This is a genomic window from Stutzerimonas stutzeri, from assembly GCF_018138085.1.
GTDB classification, from domain to species: Bacteria; Pseudomonadota; Gammaproteobacteria; order Pseudomonadales; family Pseudomonadaceae; genus Stutzerimonas; species Stutzerimonas stutzeri_AI.
This window is the reverse complement of record NZ_CP073105.1, coordinates 1,345,972-1,367,068: the sequence shown is the minus strand read 5'-3', so window position 1 is coordinate 1,367,068 and position 21,097 is coordinate 1,345,972. Positions and strand designations below refer to the sequence as shown.

General features: G+C 60.9%; 17 protein-coding genes, 2 pseudogenes and 1 other annotated feature. Of the genes and pseudogenes, 8 read left to right on the top strand and 11 right to left on the bottom strand.

Annotated elements, in window-relative coordinates:
• Positions 1 to 55 precede the first annotated feature (55 nt).
• Positions 56 to 676 carry a TetR family transcriptional regulator gene (locus tag KCX70_RS06480; RefSeq protein WP_212619635.1) on the top strand — a complete coding sequence of 207 codons (621 nt, stop codon included), beginning with the start codon at positions 56 to 58 and terminating at the stop codon, positions 674 to 676.
• Positions 677 to 1,148: 472 nt separating this feature from the next.
• Here KCX70_RS06480 and KCX70_RS06475 read toward each other — a convergent pair whose 3' ends face one another.
• Entirely contained in the window at positions 1,149 to 2,012 is an 864-nt protein-coding gene (locus tag KCX70_RS06475; RefSeq protein WP_212619634.1) for a helix-turn-helix transcriptional regulator, read from the bottom strand.
• A gap of 140 nt (positions 2,013 to 2,152) precedes the next feature.
• Between KCX70_RS06475 and hemA the strand changes: the two are divergent.
• Positions 2,153 to 3,145, top strand: a pseudogene (gene hemA / locus KCX70_RS06470) (5-aminolevulinate synthase); the annotation flags it as partial.
• Positions 3,146 to 3,184: 39 nt separating this feature from the next.
• Here hemA and KCX70_RS06465 read toward each other — a convergent pair.
• Both KCX70_RS06465 and KCX70_RS23250 read right to left on the bottom strand, forming a co-directional pair.
• A protein-coding gene (locus tag KCX70_RS06465) for an IS3 family transposase (protein WP_212619632.1) occupies positions 3,185 to 4,407 on the bottom strand; the annotation gives its coding sequence in 2 pieces (ribosomal slippage) (positions 3,185 to 4,122 and positions 4,122 to 4,407; 1,224 coding nt in all).
• Positions 4,013 to 4,129, bottom strand: a sequence feature (AL1L pseudoknot). Its footprint overlaps the gene before it by 117 nt.
• Positions 4,408 to 4,679: 272 nt before the next feature.
• Positions 4,680 to 4,860 (bottom strand): annotated as a pseudogene (locus KCX70_RS23250) (LysE family translocator); the annotation flags it as partial.
• 448 nt (positions 4,861 to 5,308) lie between these two features.
• On the opposite strand from KCX70_RS23250, the gene KCX70_RS06460 reads away from it, so the two are divergent.
• Entirely contained in the window at positions 5,309 to 5,656 is a 348-nt protein-coding gene (locus tag KCX70_RS06460; RefSeq protein WP_104097039.1) for a helix-turn-helix transcriptional regulator, read from the top strand.
• A 20-nt stretch (positions 5,657 to 5,676) separates the two neighbouring features.
• Here KCX70_RS06460 and KCX70_RS06455 read toward each other — a convergent pair whose 3' ends face one another.
• The 6 genes from KCX70_RS06455 to KCX70_RS06430 all read right to left on the bottom strand — a co-directional run bounded on the left by KCX70_RS06455 (position 5,677) and on the right by KCX70_RS06430 (position 11,953).
• Complete coding sequence (locus KCX70_RS06455; RefSeq protein ID WP_212619631.1) at positions 5,677 to 6,201, bottom strand: helix-turn-helix transcriptional regulator; 525 nt, start codon at positions 6,199 to 6,201, stop codon at positions 5,677 to 5,679.
• Between the two features lie 4 nt (positions 6,202 to 6,205).
• On the bottom strand, positions 6,206 to 6,481 hold the full coding sequence (locus KCX70_RS06450) for a hypothetical protein (RefSeq protein WP_212619630.1): 276 nt from the start codon (positions 6,479 to 6,481) through the stop codon (positions 6,206 to 6,208).
• Positions 6,482 to 6,541: 60 nt separating this feature from the next.
• Entirely contained in the window at positions 6,542 to 7,798 is a 1,257-nt protein-coding gene (locus tag KCX70_RS06445) for a tyrosine-type recombinase/integrase (RefSeq protein ID WP_212619629.1), read from the bottom strand.
• A 301-nt stretch (positions 7,799 to 8,099) separates the two neighbouring features.
• Positions 8,100 to 9,680 carry a glutamine-hydrolyzing GMP synthase gene (guaA, locus tag KCX70_RS06440; protein WP_212619628.1) on the bottom strand — a complete coding sequence of 527 codons (1,581 nt, stop codon included), beginning with the start codon at positions 9,678 to 9,680 and terminating at the stop codon, positions 8,100 to 8,102.
• 128 nt (positions 9,681 to 9,808) lie between these two features.
• On the bottom strand, positions 9,809 to 11,278 hold the full coding sequence (gene guaB, locus KCX70_RS06435) for an IMP dehydrogenase (protein ID WP_212619627.1): 1,470 nt from the start codon (positions 11,276 to 11,278) through the stop codon (positions 9,809 to 9,811).
• A gap of 120 nt (positions 11,279 to 11,398) precedes the next feature.
• Positions 11,399 to 11,953 (bottom strand): sugar ABC transporter ATPase, encoded by a 555-nt coding sequence (locus KCX70_RS06430; RefSeq protein WP_102847622.1) that lies wholly within the window; start codon positions 11,951 to 11,953, stop codon positions 11,399 to 11,401.
• Between the two features lie 139 nt (positions 11,954 to 12,092).
• Here KCX70_RS06430 and xseA point away from each other — a divergent pair, with 139 nt between their 5' ends.
• From xseA to KCX70_RS06410, 4 genes are read left to right on the top strand one after another with little or no spacing between them, the layout of a single operon-like run.
• The gene (gene xseA / locus KCX70_RS06425; RefSeq protein ID WP_212619626.1) at positions 12,093 to 13,472 is read left to right on the top strand and encodes an exodeoxyribonuclease VII large subunit; all 1,380 of its coding nucleotides are present in this window, start codon (positions 12,093 to 12,095) and stop codon (positions 13,470 to 13,472) included.
• A gap of 21 nt (positions 13,473 to 13,493) precedes the next feature.
• Positions 13,494 to 14,312, top strand: coding sequence for a M23 family metallopeptidase (locus tag KCX70_RS06420; protein ID WP_212619625.1), 819 nt, complete (start codon positions 13,494 to 13,496; stop codon positions 14,310 to 14,312).
• A gap of 20 nt (positions 14,313 to 14,332) precedes the next feature.
• Complete coding sequence (locus KCX70_RS06415) at positions 14,333 to 14,875, top strand: hydrolase (protein ID WP_212619624.1); 543 nt, start codon at positions 14,333 to 14,335, stop codon at positions 14,873 to 14,875.
• 41 nt (positions 14,876 to 14,916) lie between these two features.
• Positions 14,917 to 16,221: a mechanosensitive ion channel family protein gene (locus KCX70_RS06410; protein ID WP_212619623.1), complete on the top strand. Its 1,305-nt coding sequence runs from the start codon at positions 14,917 to 14,919 to the stop codon at positions 16,219 to 16,221.
• A 96-nt stretch (positions 16,222 to 16,317) separates the two neighbouring features.
• Here KCX70_RS06410 and KCX70_RS06405 read toward each other — a convergent pair whose 3' ends face one another.
• Together KCX70_RS06405 and KCX70_RS06400 are read right to left on the bottom strand one after the other, a co-directional pair.
• Complete coding sequence (locus KCX70_RS06405) at positions 16,318 to 18,426, bottom strand: TonB-dependent copper receptor (protein ID WP_212619622.1); 2,109 nt, start codon at positions 18,424 to 18,426, stop codon at positions 16,318 to 16,320.
• A gap of 185 nt (positions 18,427 to 18,611) precedes the next feature.
• On the bottom strand, positions 18,612 to 19,016 hold the full coding sequence (locus KCX70_RS06400; protein WP_336604813.1) for a DUF2946 family protein: 405 nt from the start codon (positions 19,014 to 19,016) through the stop codon (positions 18,612 to 18,614).
• A 288-nt stretch (positions 19,017 to 19,304) separates the two neighbouring features.
• On the opposite strand from KCX70_RS06400, the gene leuA reads away from it, so the two are divergent.
• On the top strand, positions 19,305 to 20,975 hold the full coding sequence (gene leuA, locus KCX70_RS06395) for a 2-isopropylmalate synthase (protein WP_212619620.1): 1,671 nt from the start codon (positions 19,305 to 19,307) through the stop codon (positions 20,973 to 20,975).
• Positions 20,976 to 21,097: the final 122 nt, after the last annotated feature.

Sequence of the window (21,097 nt, the reverse complement as noted above, 5' to 3'; positions counted from 1 at the left end):
ACACAATTACACCTGCCTAGTGGGACGACCAGCAGACAAAGTTTTGAGAGAAAGAATGCGACGAACAAAAGAAGACGCCAAAAAAACTCGGACGGCACTTCTCGCATCTGCGGAGCGACTCTTTCTCGCTAACGGAGTGACACGAACGAGTCTCAGCCAGATTGCCCATGATGCCGGCGTAACGCGTGGCGCAGTTTATTGGCACTTCGAGAACAAATCCGACCTATTAAACCAACTGCTCGACCAGGTTCGGATATCGCCTGAAAAAATAATGGAAGTAACCAATGATAATTCTCCACAACATCCGTTGCGCTTATTACGGGACTTATGTGTAGAAGGCGTAAATGCTCTGGCGATAGACCAGCAAAAAGGCCGCGTCATGAAAATTCTTCTGCATCGCTGCGAGTTCACCGACGAGCTTATTGCAGCGGAAGCTCGCCACAATTTCTTGATAATTCAGCTTATTGATCAATGTGAGCAGATATTTTCCAGCAACATTGAGATACTGCAGCCAGGTGTCACACCTCGAATGGCTGCAATCTCGATCCATGCTCTTATTATTGGCTTGTTCACTGACTGGACAAGAAACACGCAATTGTTCGACCCACTAGGGGACAGCGGTCCGTTGATCGACCCGCTTTTCCGAGGCCTCGTCAGAAACTGGGAAAATATCTAACGACTTAGCAGCCTTGCCCTCTAGATCCTATGTATTTGTGACAACGACGCTGCAACATAGTGACCGAATCGCAGTGTTATGCGCTGGCAAGTCAGAAAGACTAGCCCTAAGAAAAATGCTGTTTTCCGGCAACATTGTTGAACTTGATCATTTACCTTTACAAAAGCTTTATAGGAGCCATGCCGCTTGAATAAATCAAGTCGATGGTCGCAACAACCATCAGCAGCTGGCCCACCGACCCATGTAGCTCCAGCCATTTAATAGCCTCTCAGGCCAGTTGGGATCATCGGCTTCGTGCGCCCATACAACCCCCGCGGTTAAGTAGGTAATGCTGCAAAGCGGTCCAACAGACTGATGAGAGAAACACCGTATCGTTGAAACTTTTTAAAGTCGGCGTACACCGAAGTCTTAGTAACCATGTGCTATGTGCGGCCTGCCTACCTCACTTACCCAAGTATTGGTTAACGGCCTGCTACACGCCGATCGCGTTTCCGCTCGAGGTCGTCAGCCATCGCTCAAAATGCCGGCTTTGCACCTGCCCCTCTTTCGCCGCATAGTAGACAAGCCGCAAGTCCCGGTCGACATCGATCGTGAGTGAGGTGTGATCGAACACCACCTGGCCGATCCCGTCGATCTGAAAATTCCGGATGCCCTGACAGGGTCCAGGAATATCCTGTTGCCGCCACCAGGTCCTGAAATCGGTATCTATCTTCTCCAAATCTTTAACTAATGCTCCAATGTCGGGGTCCTTGGCTGCCCTGACGAAATCACGGCGAAAACTCGACAGGATTTGCAGGGCCTGATCCTCCCACGGGTCGAGCAATGCGCGCATTGAAGATGCGGTGAACAACAGCCAAAGGAAGTTGCGCCGCTCTGTCGGAACGCTCGAGAAAGCGAATACCTTATCTGCAGCCGCGTTCCAAGCCAGCACATCCCAGCGAAGATTGAGGACGTACGCTGGACGCATTGGGAGGTCGGCCATCAACCGATGAACGAGCGGTGGCACGACACACCAGGTTTTGCCCGGCTCTGGCGGAAGCCTCTGATGCGCCAGCAGAAAAAGATGCCGTCTTTCGGTGGCGTCCAGCTTCAACGTGCGCGACAGATTTTCGAGGAAAGTTGCAGATACGCTGATCTCTCGCCCCTGCTCCAGCCAGGTGTACCAGGACAGTCCTACCCCGGCGAGGGCTGCGACTTCCTCCCGTCGAAGCCCCGGAGTCCGCCGTCTTGCACCAGAAGGCAAGCCCACGTCCTGTGGAGAAATACGTTCACGGCGGCTTCGCAGAAAGTTGGCCAGCTCCGCCCGGTTTCGCTCAAGGCTGCGAGGCGCGCTCATCCAGTTACTCTCCAGTAATAGTATAAGAGGTCAAATTGTAACCCCATCGAAGCGGGATTAAGAATAACTCCTCGTCGCCAATGCCCCGTTCCAGACAGCTGGCCGGCATCGAGCGGCTTGATCTTTCAGGAGATATTCGGATGTACCAATCATTGCTTCGTGAGCAACTGGAGTTACTGAAGTCCTCCAACCAGTACCGCACCTTCACCACTCTCAATCGCATCTGCGGCCAGTATCCGTTCGCCAAGCTGAACGGCGAGCAGCCGGATCCGGTCGTTGTATGGTGCAGCAACGACTACCTAGGAATGTCGCAGCACCCGACCGTACGCGAGCAGATGCACCTGGCATTGGAAACGTACGGCGCTGGCTCAGGCGGTTCGCGCAACATCGGTGGCTCCTACGAGCTTTATGAGCGACTCGAGGCGAGCCTTGCCGACTGGCACGATAAAGAAGCGGCACTGGTTTTCCCGACCGGCTTTGGCTCGAACGACGCCACCCTCCAATGCCTGCTGAGGCAAATCCCCGATTGTGTCGTGATCAGCGATGCGCTGAATCACGCATCGATCGTCAACGGCATCCGAGCAACACCGAATGAACGGCAGGTGTTTCGCCATAACGACGTGGAACACCTGGCGCAGATACTGTCCCGCTATCCAATTGGTCAACCGAAGCTGATTGTGTTCGAGTCGATCTACTCGATGGACGGCGACATCGCACCGATTGCCGACATCGTGGAAGTTGCCAAGCGCTTCAACGCGCTGACCTATCTCGACGAAGTTCATGCGGTCGGCATGTACGGCGCTCGAGGGGCTGGCATCGCTGCCGAGCTCGACCTGGTCGACAAGATCGACATCATCCAAGGCACCATGGCCAAGGCCATCGGCGTAATCGGTGGTTACATCGCATCGACCCGCGTCATCGTGGACGCAGTACGTTCCTTTGCGACAGGCTTCATCTTTACCACGTCCCTTCCTCCTGCCGTCACGGCTGGCTGCCTGGCAAGTGTCGAGCATCTCAAGTCAAGCGATGACGAGCGCCAGAAGCTACAGATCAACACCGCCTTATTGCGCGAGCGTTTGAAACAACACGACATTCCCGTCATGCCCTGCTCGAAAACGCACGTATTGCCGGTATGAATCACCCCGGGTTTCGTGGAGGCCGTTTCGTTTAAGTCAGGCCGCCACGGCCTGATCTGTTTGCTGCTGGTGGAAGTTTGCCTCAGCCTCCGCAGGCGGGATATAGCCGATTGAGCTCAGCAGGCGTTGGTGGTTGTACCAGTGCACCCATTTCAAGGTCGCCATTTCGACGGCTTCGCGGCTCTTCCATGACTGACGGTAAATCAGCTCGGCCTTGTACAGCCCGTTGATGGTTTCGGCCAGGGCGTTATCGTAGCTGTCTCCCTTGCTACCCACCGAGGGCTCTATACCGGCCTCTGCCAATCGCTCAGTGTAGCGAATGGAGACGTACTGACTGCCACGGTCGCTGTGATGGATCAGCCCACCTGTGCAATGCGGCTGACGGGCATACAGGGCTTGCTCCAGGGCATCCAGTACGAAGTCTGTGTTCATGCTAGTACTGACTCGCCAGCCGACGATCCGGCGTGCAAAGACGTCGATCACGAACGCCACGTACAGCCAGCCCTGCCAGGTCGATACATAGGTGAAGTCCGACACCCACAACTGGTTCGGGCGGTCGGCATGGAACTGGCGTTGGACGCGATCCAGAGGGCAAAGAGCCTTGTCGCCAGCCACCGTTGTGCGCACGACCTGGCCACGCCTTATGCCCTGTAATCCAGCACGACGCATCAATCGCTCTACCGTGCACCTGGCAGCTGCGATGCCTTCTCGCCGTAACTGCTTCCAGACCTTCACTGCGCCATAGCACTGCATGTTGGTGTCCCATACGCGCTGGATTTCCATGATCAATGCGTCATCGCGTCGAGCGCGGCAGCAACGTAATTCGGGGTTGCGCTGCTGGGCCGCATGCCTACGGTAACCGGACGGGGCGATCTGTAAGACGCGGCAGATCGACTCGACCCCAAGACGGTCACGGTACTGATCGACAAAAGCCCTCAGGACTTGGTGCGGCGGTCGAGCTCCGCCTGGGCAAAATACGCACTGGCCAGACGCAGAATTTCATTGGCTTTGCGCAGTTCGCGGTTCTCCCGCTCCAACGCCTTGATGCGTTCGCGCTCTTCGGTTGTCGGGCCTGGACGCTGACCTGCGTCGGTCTGATGACGGCGAATCCAGCCATGCAACGTCTGCGCTGCACAGCCAATCTTCGGCGCGATGGCTTCAATGGCGGCCCACTCGGAGGGATAGTCGTTCAAATGCTCCAGAACCATGCGCACGGCACGTTCACGGACTTCAGGGGAGTAGGTCGTAGTCTTTTTCATGGCCTCATCTTCTCAAGAGTTGAGGCCTCCACGAAACCCGGGGCGCCAGACTAATTTCCCCTGTGTCTTTCCATGCCTTGAAGTTGGTCAACCGTAGCGATTTGAACACGTATCTCTCCTTGATGCAGACGCAGGATTCGCAGGGTGATGAGCTGGTTGCGCGCGACGTTAACATCCGAGCAATACCTAGAATACCCCAACAAAGGGCGCTTGGCGTTCAGCCAAATGCCCTTTGTTCAATCTGATTGATGGCTGCGTCGGTGCCTAGCAAAGGCAAAACCCAAGGCTGTCAGTACAGCAAACCACATCCCGTAAACCATCATCTGCAACCAGACCGATCCACGTGCCGGATCCACAAACTGGGGAAAGAATGCCAACACGAACAGGCCTGGCTTCGGGTTGAGCGCAGCCGAAAGCTGACCAGTTAGGAAAATGCGGCAAAGATTGTCGGGAGCACGCAAGCGGCGGTGTAGGCAAACCACACATTGATTGGAAACACGATTCTCTCCACTTAAGCATGATGAAGCATCCATCCAGACGGCGGGATGTGACAATGGCAACGCGGGAACTTAAAGATTGTTCGCTCTGATGGACTTAGACCTGCTGAGTTGCTCAATTCAGCAACGAAAGCTATGTCAACTATGGGGCGATAACGGTCGCTCTTGAGCGGCTGCTTCTGGCCGGTAGCTGCCAGTCGTGACCGGCTGCAATTGCCCGAAGCCTTCGTGGTGGTGTTGTCCTTCGCTCGCTGGCATCAATTGAATCCCGTGACTACAAGGGCATTGCAGATGGATCTAGGTTTCGTTCCTCTACGCTGCAACAGGTTGTCTCGATAGGTACCGAACCGCACCATGCCGCTATTCCGCAGACTCCCTTAGTCAACGTGGAGCCACAATCGCCTATGCCCAGCTTACTGATTTCTAAAAACAGCGAGCCACTGCCCATTCCAGAGACAGACGGCTACGACGTGCTACCACAGTTTCCGAAGCAAAGCCCCCTACCGTTTCGGCGCACCATTCGGCGACAAGAGCTGAGACAGATCATCCCTCTGTCCGAAACGACCATCTACGAGATGGAGCGTCGTGGCGAGTTCCCTAGACGCTTTAACCTGACACCGCGTTGCGTCGTATGGGACTTAGCTGAGGTGGAGGCCTGGATCGAGGAGCGCAAGCAGGCGCCTCGTAAAGACATCAGTTGCCCGGATGTCCGCCTACGGAAAACCCGCCCGGTTCGGTCGAGCTCAGATTAGGTATGCGGCCGATGCAGGCCTCAGCCAACTAGAGCTTCCAGCTCCGTAGAAGTCGAGCGAGGTAGACGCCGACTTTCCTTCGCCAGATTGACCTGCAAAGCCACTTGAGCCACTTCCAGTACATCTCTGGCCAGCGAATAGCTGCCCCTGGCCTGCAACCAGGTCAGCACATCCGCCAGGTGCCAGATCGACGCACTGCCCTCGTGCACAGGTGCCGGGAAGCTGCCCGGGTTGGCCAGCATCAGTTTGCGCATGTTCTGTCGCGATACCCCGACCATTTCGGCCACGTCGGTCAGGCCGACCAGATCCGGGGCGACCTCGATCAGCCTGGCCGAGGGCACTGCACTGCGCACATCGGCCAGTGCACTGCGCACAGCCGCATCTGCGTTCTCCGCCTCGCGAATGAACTCCAGCGCCAGCCGCCCCGGCTGACCGATGCCAACCAGGGCATCGTCGCAGCCCGCTTCGCCAAGGCGTTCGACCAGCACATCCGGGTTCCGGTCATCATCGGCGAGTTGGTATTTCAGAGTGAAGGTGTATTCCATCGTGCTACTCCTCTGCGCCGTTGGCAGCCTCTTGCGGCTTACGGTGCGTGGTGCAGTTATCCACGACGCGTCGCAAGGCGCGTGCGTGGTTACCAGGGCTCTTCGGCGTACTCCACACGCTGGTGATGCAGAACTCACCGCAGCGACATTCCTCGTCGTTATAGGGGCAGTAGATCCGTCCCCAGGCGTGACTGCCGCCGACTTCGATGCGCCACCCCTGCCCTTCGGCATGTTTAAGCGCTTCTTCGATCTCTTTCTTCGGATGTGAAGGACGGGCCATGGATGGTCTCCAGTATTCGTATGATTCGACAGGTTGTCAACTGACAACCTGCCCATTCCTTTATACGGCTGCACTCAATACCGGCACGGACACATTGTCCGGCAACAGCTTCGGAAGGTGAGTCCGACCATCGATCCAGGCATCAACCATGTCTGCCCACTCTTGCAACATGTGGCGCCGCTGCTCCGCATATTCGGCCTTGTTGTAGACGGAGCGCGAGGAACGCCCTTCCTCATGCGCCAGGCACTTCTCAATCCAGTCACCGTTGAAGCCCACTTCGTTGAGTAGCGTAGAGCCAGTCCTGCGCAGGTCGTGCACCGTAAACGGCTCCAGAGGCAACCCCGCCTCCTTGGCCCGCGATGCGATCAGTTGCGTGATTCGGTTCAAGGTGGCGTGCGACATGCAGCGGTGGATGTCATAGCGCGAGGGCAGCACGAACCTCGAGCCTGCAGCACACGTGTGCAATGCCACGAAGATGTCCAGAGCCTGGCGCGACAGGTGGACCACGTGGGGATTGCGTCCCTTCATACGCTGCTTGGAGATCGTCCACGTGGCGTTCTCAAAATTCACCTCATTCCAAGTAGCTTCGATCAGCTCGCTTTTACGCACCAAGGTCAGCAGTACCAGGCGCAAGGCCAATCGAATGGTGGGGTACGCCGCAATCGACTCCAACTGGTGAAAAGCCAGGCGAATCTCGGTCGGGGTCAGCGCTCGGTCTTTCGGCACGAAGGTGGCGATCGATGCTGCCTTAACACCGTCGGCCGGATTCTCCACTTTCTCACCGTGCAGGATTGCAAACGCAAAGACCTGCTTCACGATGTCGCGAATGTGGACGGCCGTTGCCGGCGCACCACGCCCCTTCACCTTGGCGCAGAGCATGCGGAGATCGTCTGCAGTGATTTCGGTCAGGAGACGGTTCTCGAAGACCGGCAGGATGTCGCGATCAATGATGCTCTTGCGCATGGATCGCGTGCTGTCGGCCATACGCGTATCAGTCAGCCATCTCTTCAGCATGTCGCCAAACGACTTGGCAGCTGTCAGTCGCCGCTTGGCTCGCTGTTTTTCCAAGGAGGGAGATATGCCTTGAGCAACCATTCGCTTGGCATCCAGCAGCTTTTCGCGCGCCATGGCCAATGAAATCCCCGCTGGCCTATACCGTCCGATGGTCAGCGTTTCCCGGCGTCCATTGAGACGGTAATCGTAGCGAAAGGTGACGGTACCGCCGGGCGATACCGTTACGTACATCCCGTCGCGATCGGAAGCCTTGTAGGGCTTGGCTTTGGGCTTTAGTTTGCGCAGTGCGGTGTCGGTCAGCATTGAGGTTTTTCCTCCTGTTCATGACGGCTTTTACCGTCAAGGGCCAGGAGACCTGCTGATGCCGGGAAAGCCGCATGGCGCAAGCTTTCCCAAGGAGAGATTTACCGTCAAAGACCGGTTTGGTCTCGATAGTAAACGGGAGGGTCTTAATCCGGCTTCCGATTCCTACCGTCACCCTTACCGCCAGAGCGTTCTGCTGCTCGGCGATAGCCACCGATAGATGCCGTGACATATTTTCTTCTAAATCAACACGTTACAGCATCTTATCGATAGGTGCCGATAGTCCCTGAAGGACCTGATTTCACTCCCACTCGATTGTCGCCGGCGGCTTGCTCGACACGTCGTAGGTGACGCGCGAGATGCCTTCGATTTCGTTGATGATGCGGTTGGAGACCTTTTCCAGCAGCTCGTACGGCAGATGCGCCCAGCGTGCGGTCATGAAGTCGATGGTTTCCACGGCACGCAACGCGACGACCCAAGCATAGCGGCGGCCGTCGCCGACCACACCGACGGACTTGACCGGCTGGAACACCACGAAGGCCTGGCTGGTCTTGTGGTACCAATCGAAGTTGCGCAGTTCCTGTATGAAGATGTGATCGGCACGACGCAGCAGGTCGGCGTATTCCTTCTTCACTTCACCGAGGATACGCACGCCCAGACCCGGACCCGGGAAGGGATGGCGGTAGACCATGTCGTAAGGCAGGCCCAGTTCGAGACCGATCTTGCGGACCTCGTCCTTGAACAGCTCACGCAGCGGCTCGACCAGCTTGAGGTTCATTTCCTCCGGCAGGCCACCGACGTTGTGGTGCGACTTGATCACGTGCGCCTTGCCGCTCTTGGCGCCAGCGGACTCGATGACGTCTGGGTAGATGGTGCCCTGGGCGAGGAACTGGATGTTGTCGAGCTTGCTGGCCTGCGCATCGAAGACGTCGATGAAGGTGCGGCCGATGATCTTGCGCTTCTTTTCCGGGTCGGCTTCGCCGGCCAGGTTCTCGAGGAATTGCGCTTCGGCGTCGGCGCGGATCACCTTGACGCCCATGTTCTCGGCAAACATCGCCATCACCTGGTCGCCCTCATGCAGGCGCAGCAAGCCGTTGTCGACGAATACACAGGTCAGTTGATCACCGATGGCCTTGTGCAGCAGCGCCGCGACCACCGAGGAATCCACGCCGCCGGACAGGCCCAGCAATACGTTGGCCGAACCCACCTGGTTACGGACCTGCTCGACCAGATCCTCGACGATGTTGGACGGCGTCCACAGCGCTTCGCAGCCGCAGATTTCCAGCAGGAAGCGCGACAGGATGCGGCCACCCTGACGGGTGTGGGTCACTTCCGGATGGAACTGCACGCCGTAGTAACGGCGATCATCATCGCCCATCGCGGCAATCGCGCAGCTCGGGGTGCTGGCGAGGATATGGAAGCCTTCCGGCAGGTCGGTAACCTTGTCGCCGTGGCTCATCCAGACGTCGAGGCCGAACACGCCGTCGTCGTCCATGTGGTCTTCGATACCGTCGAACAGCTTGGACTTGCCGACCAGGTCGACGCGTGCATAGCCGAACTCACGCTCGTCCGAGCCCTGAACCTTGCCGCCGAGCTGTTCGGACATCGTCTGCATGCCGTAGCAGATGCCAAACAGCGGAATGCCCAGATCGAACACCGCCTGCGGTGCGCGCGGGCTGCCCTCGGCATGCACCGACTCCGGGCCGCCGGCCAGGATGATGCCGCGCGGGTTGAAGGCACGGATGTCCTCGTCGCTCATGTCGAACGGGTGCAGTTCGCAGTAGACGCCGATCTCGCGAACGCGACGGGCGATCAGCTGGGTGTACTGCGAGCCGAAATCGAGAATCAGGATGCGGTGGGCGTGAATGTCTTGATGAACCATGAGGAGCCTCGTAAAACCAGCTTAAGGGCTGCAGGCCGCGGGCCGCAGGCTTCAGGTAAGAGCAAGAGCCTCAAAAGCAAGACGGCAAGCCTGTAGCCTGCCGCCTGTAGCTTGAAGCTCGAGTTGGCTCAGCCAACCCGATAATTCGGGGCCTCTTTCGTGATCTGCACGTCGTGCACGTGGGACTCGGCCATGCCGGCGCCAGTGATGCGCACGAACTGCGGATGGGTCCGCATGTGATCGATGGTGGCGCTGCCCGTGTAACCCATGGAGGCGCGCAGGCCACCCATCAGCTGATGAATGATCGCGGCCAGCGAGCCCTTGTACGGCACGCGTCCTTCGATGCCTTCGGGTACCAGCTTCTCGGCACCTGCCGACGAATCCTGGAAGTAACGATCCGAAGAGCCCTGCGCCTGGGACATCGCACCGAGCGAGCCCATGCCGCGGTAGGCCTTGTAGGAGCGGCCCTGGAACAGCTCGATCTCGCCCGGCGCTTCTTCGGTGCCGGCGAACATCGAGCCCATCATCACGGCGTTGGCGCCGGCGACGATGGCTTTGGACAGGTCACCGGAGAAGCGGATACCGCCGTCGGCGATCATCGGTACGCCGGTGCCTTCGAGGGCGGCGGAGACGTTGGCGATGGCAGAGATTTGCGGCACCCCGACACCGGCGACGATGCGGGTGGTGCAGATAGAACCCGGGCCGATGCCGACTTTCACCGCGTCAGCGCCAGCCTTGACCAGATCCAGCGCAGCTTCGGCGGTGGCGATGTTGCCGCCGATGACCTGGACCTGAGGGAAGTTGTCCTTCACCCAACGCACGCGATCGAGCACGCCACGGGAATGACCGTGGGCGGTGTCGACGACGATCACGTCGACGCCAGCTGCGGCCAGCGCCTCGACACGCTCGGCGGTGTCAGCGCCGGTACCGACGGCGGCACCGACACGCAGGCGACCCTGGTCATCCTTGGATGCCAGCGGATAGGTCTTGGCCTTCTCGATGTCACGGAAGGTGACCAGGCCGCGCAGGTGGAAGTTGCTGTCGACCACCAGCATCTTCTCGATGCGGTGTTCGTAGAGTTTGGTCTTGATTTCTTCGAGGCCGGTGCCTTCCTGCACGGTGATCAGCTCTTCCTTCGGCGTCATGATCGCAGCAACCGAATCACCGACGTTCGGCGTGAAGCGCAGGTCGCGCCCGGTGACGATACCCACCAGCTCTTTGCCCGACACCACAGGAAAGCCCGAGAAGCCCAGCTCGCGCGCCTTGCGCAGCAGCTCGCTGATCTTGGTTTCGGGGGTCACGGTGGCCGGATCGTGAACGATGGCTGTTTCGTGACGCTTGACCTTGCGCACCTCGGCCGCCTGCTGCTCGACATTCATGTTCTTGTGGATGATGCCGATGCCACCTTCCTGCGCCATGGCAATGGCCAGGCGAGCTTCGGTGACGGTATCCATTGCTGCTGAAACGAGGGGAATGTTCAGCTCGATTTCGCGGGTCAGGCGGGTCTTGAGGCTGACATCCTTCGGCAGGACCTCGGAATAACCCGGGATCAGGAGAACATCATCGAATGTCAGGGCTTCTTGGCTGATACGCAGCATGGCGGGGGCTCCCAGGCGGGAAAAAGGAAGCGCGGCATTATACCCACGCACACCATTGTGCTCAATGCGGTTGTGCGGCCCGTCGCGCGCTTTGCGCTGTCGGCAGCAAGAAGTGACTGATCAGTCACTCTCAGCCACCACTACCGCCACCTTGAAGCCCAGGCGCGCCGCGAACTCGTCAATGAATGCCTGGGTAAAGGTAGCCTCCCCCCAGCCATTGAAGATAAAGCCGAGGTTGGAAAAGCCGCAGGCCGGTATGAACAGGAAACCGTTGACGTCATCTTCGAAGCCGCATTCGGGGCAGGTGAAGTTATCGGTCTGCTTGGGCATCCACTCGTCCAGGCTCTCGAACAGCGCTTCGCCGATCTCGCGTCGACACTCGGGGCAGCCCGCCTCCTCGGCGAAATCGCGGGTCGGCGTGTAGATACAGCGCTTGGTCACCACCTCCAAACCATTGATCGGCTCACCGAACGGCAACCGCTCCGGGTGGAGCACGACGCTGCGCGCGCCTGATCCGATGGCATATGCCATGCCGCCAACGCCACGGCCGCAGGTAGTGGGCAACGCCTCGACGACACGACGCTCGGCCAACCAGCGCAAAATCATGCGCGCCTTGGCTTCATGGCCGGGAAACGTGGAGATACGCGGCACGACGATCGCTTGACTGTGGCTCATGGCTGGCTCGAGAGGAGGCGATGAAAGCGGCGCAGCTTAATGCGCTTCGCAACGAGGTCAATGCTGGTCCGTCGCCTGGTCTCCGTTTAGCCTCCAACCTTCAGCGCTCTTGTCGCGCTTTTCCCTTATCATCGCCGCCATGCTCACCGATCCCTTTCAACGCCTGAACCTCGACCGTGAAGTGCTGACCGTCAGCCAGCTCAACAACCGTGCACGGCTGTTGCTGGAAGACGTGTTCGCCCAGGTCTGGGTCGAAGGCGAGATATCCAACCTGGCCAAGCCCGCCTCCGGCCACATCTATTTCACCCTCAAGGACAAGAACGCGCAGGTCCGCTGCGCCCTGTTCCGGCAGAACGCCCTGCGCGTGCGCCAGGCGCTGCGCGACGGACTGGCGATGAAGGTACGCGGACGGGTGTCATTGTTCGAGGGGCGTGGCGACTACCAGCTGATCCTCGACAACGTCGAACCGGCGGGCGATGGCTCCCTGCGCCTGGCCTTCGAAGCCTTGAAAGACAAGCTCAGCGCCGAGGGTCTATTCGACGCCGCCGGCAAGCGCGCCCTGCCCGCTCATCCGCAGCGCATCGGTATCGTCAGCTCGCCAACCGGCGCGGTGATTCGCGACATCATTTCGGTGTTCCGTCGACGCGCGCCGCAGGTGGCCCTGACACTGGTGCCGACACCGGTACAAGGTCGCGAGGCGACGGCGCAGATCGTCCGTGCGCTGCAGCTGGCCGATCGCGGCGGTTTCGACGCACTGATCCTGGCCCGCGGCGGCGGCTCGCTGGAAGATCTCTGGTGCTTCAATGAAGAAACCGTCGCACGCGCGGTGGCCGCCTGCGAGACGCCGATCGTCTGCGCCGTCGGCCATGAGACCGACGTATCCATCGCCGATTTCGTCGCTGACGTGCGGGCGCCGACCCCGTCCGCCGCCGCCGAACTGCTCGCGCCGAGCAGCGCCGATATGCGACAGCGCCTCGACGGTCTGCGTCAGCGTCTGCTGCTGCGGATCCGCGACCGCCTGCACCGGGACAGCTCACGCCTCGACAGCCTGACGCGGCGTCTGCGCCACCCCGGCGAACGACTGCAACAGCAGGCTCAGCGCATCGACGATCTGGAGCAACGGTTATTGCGCGGCATCGACCGTCGGCTTTGCGCTGGGCAAGAACGTCTTGCCCGCCTCGAGACGCGACTGTCCGGACAGCATCCAGGCCTCAACCTGAACTTGCTTCGCCAGCGCCTCGAGCATCTTTCCACGCGCCTGCCGCGCGCCATGCAGGATCGGCTGAAAGGCCATCGGCACCAATTGCAGGCGCTGGCGCAGACACTCAATGTGGTCAGCCCGCTCGCCACGCTGTCACGTGGCTACAGCATCCTGCTCGATGAGCGCGGCCAGGCGATTCGTCACGCAGCCCAGACTCACCCCGGCCAACGGTTGAAGGCGCGCCTGGGCGAAGGCGAACTGGACGTCCGAGTCGAAGACAATCACCAGACGCCGGTCACCTTGTCACTGCTGGACTAACCCACTCTGCTCAGGATTCCCATGCGCTTTGCCTTTGCCCTGCTGCTCTGCCTCTCGCTTCCCGTTCACGCCGAAGGGTTTCTCACGCGGCTGCTCAACAAGCCGGTGCCCGGAGGCGTGGCGGTAGTCGATCTCGGCGACGGTGCCAGCGCGCCAAGCGCCCGCTACGACGGCAAACCGGTGCTGGTGGTGCGCGAAGACGGCCAGCGCTGGATCGCCATCGTCGGGATTCCGCTGTCAGTCAAGGCCGGTCAACAATCGCTGGACGTCAAGGGCCGGGCGCAGAGCTTTCGTGTCGAGCCGCGTACCTACCGCGAGCAGCACATCACGCTGAAAAACCAGCGGCAGGTCAATCCGAACCCTGCCGACCTCAAGCGCATCGAGCGCGAGCTGGACGAACAGACCCGTGCCTACCGGCAGTTCAGCCCACGCCAGCCCAGCAATCTGCTGTTCGACAAGCCGGTCAACGGCCCGCTGTCCTCGCCGTTCGGCCTGCGCCGTTTCTTCAACGGCGAAGAGCGCAACCCGCATTCCGGCCTGGACTTCGCCGCCAGGGCCGGCACGCCGATCAAGACGCCAGCAGCCGGCAAGGTCATCCTGACCGGCAACTACTTCTTCAACGGCAATACGGTGTTCGTCGACCACGGCCAGGGGCTGATCAGCATGTTCTGTCACCTTTCGAAAATCGACGTGAAGGTCGGCGAAGAGCTCGCCCGTGGCGCCGTGTTGGGCAAGGTCGGCTCCACAGGCCGGGCCACCGGCCCGCACCTGCACTGGAACGTCAGCCTCAACGACGCACGCATCGATCCGTCCATCTTCATCGGTGCCTTCAAGCCCTGATCAACCTCCCGGGAATCGCCATGCTCATCAACGCGCAGGAATCGACCCTTCTGATCATCGACATCCAGGAACGGCTGTTCCCCGCCATCGAAAACCACACCGCACTGGCCGAGCACAGCGCCTGGCTGATCCAGGTGGCCCGGCGCATCGGCGTCCCCGTGTTGCTCACCGAGCAATACAGCAAGGGGCTGGGCCCGACGATCGCCGCATTGCGCGAAGGCATGGGCGACGAGTCGATCCTGGAAAAGCTGCATTTCTCCGCGGCACGTGACGGTGAGTTGTTCAAGCGCCCCGGTGGCGAGCGCAAGCAGTTCATCGTCAGCGGCATCGAAACGCACATCTGCGTATTGCAGACCGTGCTCGATCTGCTGGCGCGCGGCAATCAGGTATTCGTGGTCGAAGAAGCGGTCGGCTCGCGTCGCGCTAGTGACAAGGCGCTCGGCCTGACCCGCATGCAACAGGCCGGCGCTAGCATCGTCTCCAGGGAAATGGTCGCGTTCGAGTGGATGGAACAGGCCGGGACCGACCTGTTCCGCTCGATCAGCCGCGAATTCATTCGCTAGGACGCGTCCAAGCAGCAACAGGTATCTGGCGGAGCACTTTCATGCAAGACGAAATGGGCATTTGGCTGGACTGGCTCAGAAACCATCCGGAGCTGCAGACCCTGGTGGCCAGCGCGGCGCTGATATTCGCCGCCTGGCTCGCCAACTGGATAGTCAAACGCATCCTTGTCCGCGGCGTTTACCAGCTGGTGCGCAGTTCGCGCGAAACGGAACTGCAGGATTTCGGCATCATCCGCCGGCTGTCCAACATCGTGCCGGCGCTGATTCTATCGATCGGTGTGAATACCGTCCCGGGCCTGCCGGAAGCGGCTGTCACGGTGGTGCGCAACGTCTGCGGCGGCTTCATCGTGTTGACCATCGCCCTCGCACTCGGTGCGCTGCTCGACATCATCAACATGATCTATCGGCGACGAGCCGATGCGCACGTGCACCCGATCAAGGGCTACCTGCAAGTCGTCAAGATCGTCGTGTATGCGATCGCCACCATCCTCATCATCGCCACGCTGATCGACCGCTCGCCGCTGATCCTGCTGTCAGGCCTCGGTGCCATGGCGGCGGTTCTGCTGCTGATCTTCCAGGACACCATCCTCTCGCTGGTGGCCAGCGTGCAGATCTCCTCGAACGACATCATCCGCGTCGGCGACTGGATCGAGATGCCGCAGCTCAACGCGGACGGCGACGTGATCGACATCGCGCTGCATACGGTGAAGGTGCAGAACTGGGACAAGACCATCACCAATATCCCGACCAAGCGCTTTATCAGCGACTCGTTCAAGAACTGGCGGGGCATGCAGGAAAGCGGTGGGCGGCGGATCAAGCGCAGCCTGTTCCTCGATCAGCAGAGCGTGCACTTTTTGAGCGGTGAGGAATGCGAGCACTTGCACCGCTTCAACCTGCTGGACGAATACCTCACCGAGAAGCGCCGCGAGATCGACGCCTGGAATGCCAAGCTCGAAGAGCGCGGCAAGGAGCCGGTCAACACCCGGCGCATCACCAATATCGGCAGTTTTCGCGCCTACGTTGAACGTTATCTGCGCAGTCACGGCGGGATTCATCAGGGCATGACCCTGATGGTGCGCCAGCTCAGCCCGACTGCCGACGGCCTGCCGCTGGAGATTTACTGCTTCACCAACACCGTGGCCTGGACGCAATACGAGGCGATTCAGTCAGACATCTTCGACCACCTGCTGGCGATTCTTCCGGAGTTTGGCCTGCGCGTGTTCCAGCACCCGAGCGGCGGCGACATGCGCGACTGGTGCGCCTCGCTGGGGCAGCGCGGCGAGCCGGCTATGCGAGAACGGGAGTCGAAGCCGCCCGCTCCGGAGCGCGACGCCAGCCGGCCCTAGCGGCCGCAACCGCAGGCGCCGGGCGAAGAAGCACAGCGTCTGGCGCAAGCAAGCCGGAGCGGGGACGCACCCTGCTCCGCTTGCCAACGCCTTTTCTCAGAAGCTCAGGTCGACGCGCGCCCAGTAGGTGCGGCCCGGCTCGTTGATGCGCTCATCGGATGACAAGCCAAACCCGGCGTTACCGGCAAGATTGAGATGCTCGCTGTAGGCCTTGTCGAGCAGGTTGTCGATGCCGGTACTCAGCTTCAGATTGCGGTTCAGGCGATAGGCGCCGTTGAGGGAGAACACCCCGAACCCTGCGCTCTCGTCGAAGTCCTTGCTGACCACGTTGCCCTTCCCTTCGGCTACGCGGGTTTGCGCGGCGACCAGGCGCCACAGGCCCGCCGCGCTCCAGTCGCCGCGCTCGTAACCCAGGCCCAGGCGCCCTTCCAGCGGCGGCATCTGCGGCAGCGCTTCGCCATCCGAGCTGTTCTTGCCCCAGGCATAGGCCAGGCTGGCGTCGGTTTTCCAGTTCGCATTCAGGCGGTAGGTGGCGCCGAGCTCGCCGCCCATGATGCGCGCGTCGACGTTGTCGGCGCTGGACCTCGACATGCCCATCATATTGGTCCCGTAGCTGAACAGGATGAAGTCCCGCACCTGGCCCGCATAAGCCGAGACCCAGGCATCGAGAGGGCCCTGGCTGTATTGCAGGCCGACATCGAGCTGGGTGGTCTTTTCCGGTTTCACGTTGGAGAAGGCGCTGGCGCCGCCGGAGAACAGTTCCCAGTAATCGGGGAAACGCTCGGCGTGGCCGAGGCCCACGTAGGCCGTCGCGGGAAGCGATTGCAGGTCGTATTCGTAGCGCATGAAGCCGCTCGGCAGGTTGTCGCTGCGGCTGTCGCCAGCCGAAGGGCCGGTGCGGCGATAGTCCTGCGCGGTTGCGTGATCCAGGCGCGCGCCGCCGATCACGCGATTGTCATCGTCCAGCGTACGGGTGAGCTCGCCGAACACGCCGTAGTTATGGAAGTCCGCATCCTTGTTCCAGGCGAACTGGTCATGCGCGGTGTAGGTACCGGTCATCATGTCGTAGCGGGAGCTGCGCTGGCGATGTTCGTTGCGCTGGGCATCGACCCCGGACACAAGGCTGTAGTCGTCCCACTGCCAGGTCGCGGCCAGCCGGCCACCGAGGGTGCGCCGGTCGACGTTGGCTGCCATGGGGTTGGCCATCATGCCGGTGCCAGACGGCATGCGCAGGCTGAAGTTGTCCATGACGTGGTCGGCGTAGTTGTAGTAGATGCGCGCCTCGATCTTCTGCAGCACATCGCCGAGGTTGGTCCGCTCGAACCGCAGGGCGGCGCTCTCGCGCTTGAACTGGCTGCCGTCCATGCCGCGCCCGGCATAGCGCGCCTCGCCGTCGCCGCGGCCCACCGTCAGCTCCAGCAGCGTGTCGTCATCGGGCGTCCAGCCGAGGGCGACGTCACTGTTCCACTTGTCATAACGGGACGGCACCGTATCGCCATTGCCATCGGCGTAATCGTCGGCCTGCGAGCTGTTGGCCATCAGCCGCGCATAACCCTGGGCGTTGCCGGCGGCGGCATCGAGGTTGCGGTCGAAGCGGCCGTTCGAGGCCGCCAGCAGGCTGCCGTTGATGCGATAGTCAGGCTCGCTGAACTGCTCCGGCTCACGCTCGAACAGGACGGTGGCGGCCGAGGCGCCGGGGCCCCAGAGCACGGTCTGCGGCCCTTTGATCACGGTCAGTTTGTCGTAGGTGTCCGGGCTGATGTACGAGCTGGGCGAATCCATGCGGTTGGGGCAGGCACCGAGCATCTCGCCTCCGTTGCTGAGCAGTTTCAGGCGCGAGCCGAACATGCCGCGAAATACCGGGTCGCCGTTCACCCCGCCGTTACGCACCGCGGAAAAGCCCGGAATAGTCTTCAGGTAATCGGCGCCGTCACTGGCCGGCATCGGCTGGCGGGGGATCTTCGGGTCGGTGACCACGGTCAGCGGCGACTGCTGCGCGACGCCGGTAATGACCATCGGCGCCAGCTCGTACGCGGCGGCGCTATGCGCGGCGTGATCGTGCGGATCGGCAGGTTCGGCCGCCAGTGCGGTGCCAGCCAGCATGGTCAGCAAGGCGCCATGGGCCAGCTGCCAGCGTCGGCAGCCAGGGCGAAGCGAGAAGGTAAAGGGCAGGCGCGAGCGCGCCGAGCAAGTGTGCCTGGACATGAGTGTCTTCCAAATCTGCGTTGTCTGGTGGGCCGCCAGTGCAGGGCGCGAAAACGTAGCCAGCGAAGGTCAGGCAAGGACTAGGCGTCCCGTAAGAACAGGCGAAAAAGGGTGATCGAGCCTGTTTTTAACGCAGCCTGACCGAGCGCAGCCGTTCCATTCTCTGCGTAGCGGCAGTTGGAGCGTCAGTCAGGCAGATGGGGCGGTGCACGGGGGTGCCCGCTGCTGCGGCGTCTGGCCGGGAGCAGAGGCTTGGCAGGCAGCGCCTGGAGAAAGACGGGACGCAGCAGCGGCAGTGCCAGGACCAGCGAGAGGGTCAGCGGCGGATTGAGCGTCAGCAGTTCGCAATAACCGCAGAACTTCAACGCGTTCAGCCAGGCGGGACCCTCCGCCTTGCCTGCACCGTGATGGATCGGTGCGGCGGCAGGCTCCTGCTCGCCCAGGTGCCCGTGCATATGCACAGGTTCGCCGGCGAGAGGTGTTTGCGCTGCGCCGGCCTGCAGAGCGGAATACAAGGGGCCGACATGGATCATCAGCATGGCGAACAGGCCAAGCCAGATGCTCGATGTCGAAAGCCCTTTGCGTGTCACGACTGCATTCCTTGTTTCAAACACAAGCTCCAGCGGAGCGGCCGGATGATCGCACGCCCATCGTTTCCATCGATGCGACATGAGGCCGCAATCGCAGTGGGCAAGCGAGCACCCTCAACGAAGCCGTTTCACGATATTTATTGCCATAAAAATCGATAATTGGAGATTTATTCCAACTTTAAAACACTTCTTGCAATACATCCCGGCGACGAACTAGTTTTGCACCATCAACGACTGCTGTACGCGAGAGCGGCCCTCTCTCGCCCACGCCACCGACGGAGAAACACCATGACCATGCTCAAGAATCCCTCGACGAAATATCGCGCCTTTCCGGCGATCGACATTCCGGATCGCACCTGGCCGTCGAAGACCATCACCCAGGCACCGATCTGGCTGAGTTCGGATCTGCGCGATGGCAACCAGTCGTTGATCGAGCCGATGGATGCGGGCAAGAAGATGCGTTTCTTCAAGACCCTGGTGCAGATCGGTCTCAAGGAAATCGAAGTGGGCTTCCCTTCGGCGTCGCAGACCGATTTCGATTTCGTCCGCGAGCTGATCGAAGGCGGCCATATTCCGGATGACGTGACCATCCAGGTGCTGACCCAGGCCCGCGAGGACCTCATCAGCCGCACCTTCGAATCGCTCAAGGGCGCCAAGCGGGCCATCGTCCACTACTACAACGCGACCGCACCGAGCTTCCGCCGCATCGTCTTCAACCAGGACAAGGCCGGCGTGGTGAACATCGCCGTGAGCGCGGCGCAGGTCATCAAGCGCCTGGCCGCGGCAGCGCCTGAAACCGACTGGCGCTTCGAGTACTCGCCCGAGGTGTTCAGCTCCACCGAGACCGACTTCGCCGTCGAGGTCTGCAACGCCGTGATCGAGGTATTCCAGCCGACGCCTGCGCAAAAGCTGATCCTCAACCTGCCGGCGACAATCGAAGCGGCGACGCCGAACATCTACGCCGACCAGATCGAGTACTTCGGGCGCCATGTCAACAAACGCGACAGCGTGCTGATCAGCCTGCACACCCACAACGACCGTGGCACCGGAGTCGCCGCCACCGAACTGGGCCTGATGGCCGGGGCCGATCGCGTCGAAGGCTGCCTGTTCGGCAACGGCGAACGCACCGGCAACGTCGACCTGGTGACCGTGGCCCTGAACCTCTATACCCAAGGCGTCGATCCGCAACTGGATTTTTCCGACATCGACGCCGTGCGCAAGGTGGTCGAGGAATGCAACCAGTTGCCGGTGCACCCGCGCCATCCCTATGTCGGCGACCTGGTCCACACCGCCTTCTCCGGCTCGCACCAGGATGCGATCCGCAAGGGTTTCAGCCAGCAGGATCCGAACGGTATGTGGGAAGTGCCCTACCTGCCGATCGATCCGGCCGACATCGGCCGCAGCTACGAGGCGGTGATCCGCGTCAACAGCCAATCCGGCAAGGGCGGCATCACCTATCTGCTCGAGCAGGAGTACGGCATCAGCCTGCCACGCCGCATGCAGATCGAGTTCAGCCAGGTGGTGCAGCGCGAAACCGATCGCCTCGGCCTTGAAATGAGCGCCAAGCAGATCTACGCGTTGCTCGAGAGCGAGTACCTGCAGGCCACCGCCCCGTACACGCTGAAGAGCCACCGCTTGCAGGAAGAAAACGGCACCAGCGCGGTCGACGTCGAAGTCGCCAGCGAGGGCGAGGTCATGCATTGGCGTGGCATTGGCAAGGGCCCGCTGGAGGCACTGGTCGCCGGCCTGCCGGTCAAGCTGGAGATCATGGACTACCACGAGCACTCGATCGGCGCCGGCAGCAATGCACGCGCCGCGGCCTATATGGAGGTGCGTCTGGACGGCGAGCGACCGTTGCACGGCATCGGCATCGACGAGAACATCACCACCGCGAGCATCCGTGCGCTGTTCAGCGCCTTGAACCGGGCCCTGCGCGAAGCGACCTCCAAAGCCGCTTGAGCCGCTAAGAGCGCACGGCGAGCCTGAATGGGCTCGTCGGCGCTTCGACGTTTTGTGCCCGTACGCGCGCGCAACGGTACCAGCCGGCGTCACGAGCAGCCGTTATCCATGGCTGCTCTCCC

Coding starts and splice junctions, on each gene's coding strand:
- xseA (WP_212619626.1), top strand. CDS start 12,093: ATGCTCACCGATCCCTTTCAACGCCTGAACCTCGACCGTGAAGTGCTG.
- KCX70_RS06405 (WP_212619622.1), bottom strand. CDS start 18,426: ATGTCCAGGCACACTTGCTCGGCGCGCTCGCGCCTGCCCTTTACCTTC.
- leuA (WP_212619620.1), top strand. CDS start 19,305: ATGACCATGCTCAAGAATCCCTCGACGAAATATCGCGCCTTTCCGGCG.
- KCX70_RS06415 (WP_212619624.1), top strand. CDS start 14,333: ATGCTCATCAACGCGCAGGAATCGACCCTTCTGATCATCGACATCCAG.
- KCX70_RS06445 (WP_212619629.1), bottom strand. CDS start 7,798: ATGCTGACCGACACCGCACTGCGCAAACTAAAGCCCAAAGCCAAGCCC.
- KCX70_RS06475 (WP_212619634.1), bottom strand. CDS start 2,012: ATGAGCGCGCCTCGCAGCCTTGAGCGAAACCGGGCGGAGCTGGCCAAC.
- guaA (WP_212619628.1), bottom strand. CDS start 9,680: ATGGTTCATCAAGACATTCACGCCCACCGCATCCTGATTCTCGATTTC.
- guaB (WP_212619627.1), bottom strand. CDS start 11,278: ATGCTGCGTATCAGCCAAGAAGCCCTGACATTCGATGATGTTCTCCTG.
- KCX70_RS06430 (WP_102847622.1), bottom strand. CDS start 11,953: ATGAGCCACAGTCAAGCGATCGTCGTGCCGCGTATCTCCACGTTTCCC.
- KCX70_RS06460 (WP_104097039.1), top strand. CDS start 5,309: ATGCCCAGCTTACTGATTTCTAAAAACAGCGAGCCACTGCCCATTCCA.
- KCX70_RS06410 (WP_212619623.1), top strand. CDS start 14,917: ATGCAAGACGAAATGGGCATTTGGCTGGACTGGCTCAGAAACCATCCG.
- KCX70_RS06455 (WP_212619631.1), bottom strand. CDS start 6,201: ATGGAATACACCTTCACTCTGAAATACCAACTCGCCGATGATGACCGG.
- KCX70_RS06450 (WP_212619630.1), bottom strand. CDS start 6,481: ATGGCCCGTCCTTCACATCCGAAGAAAGAGATCGAAGAAGCGCTTAAA.
- KCX70_RS06480 (WP_212619635.1), top strand. CDS start 56: ATGCGACGAACAAAAGAAGACGCCAAAAAAACTCGGACGGCACTTCTC.
- KCX70_RS06420 (WP_212619625.1), top strand. CDS start 13,494: ATGCGCTTTGCCTTTGCCCTGCTGCTCTGCCTCTCGCTTCCCGTTCAC.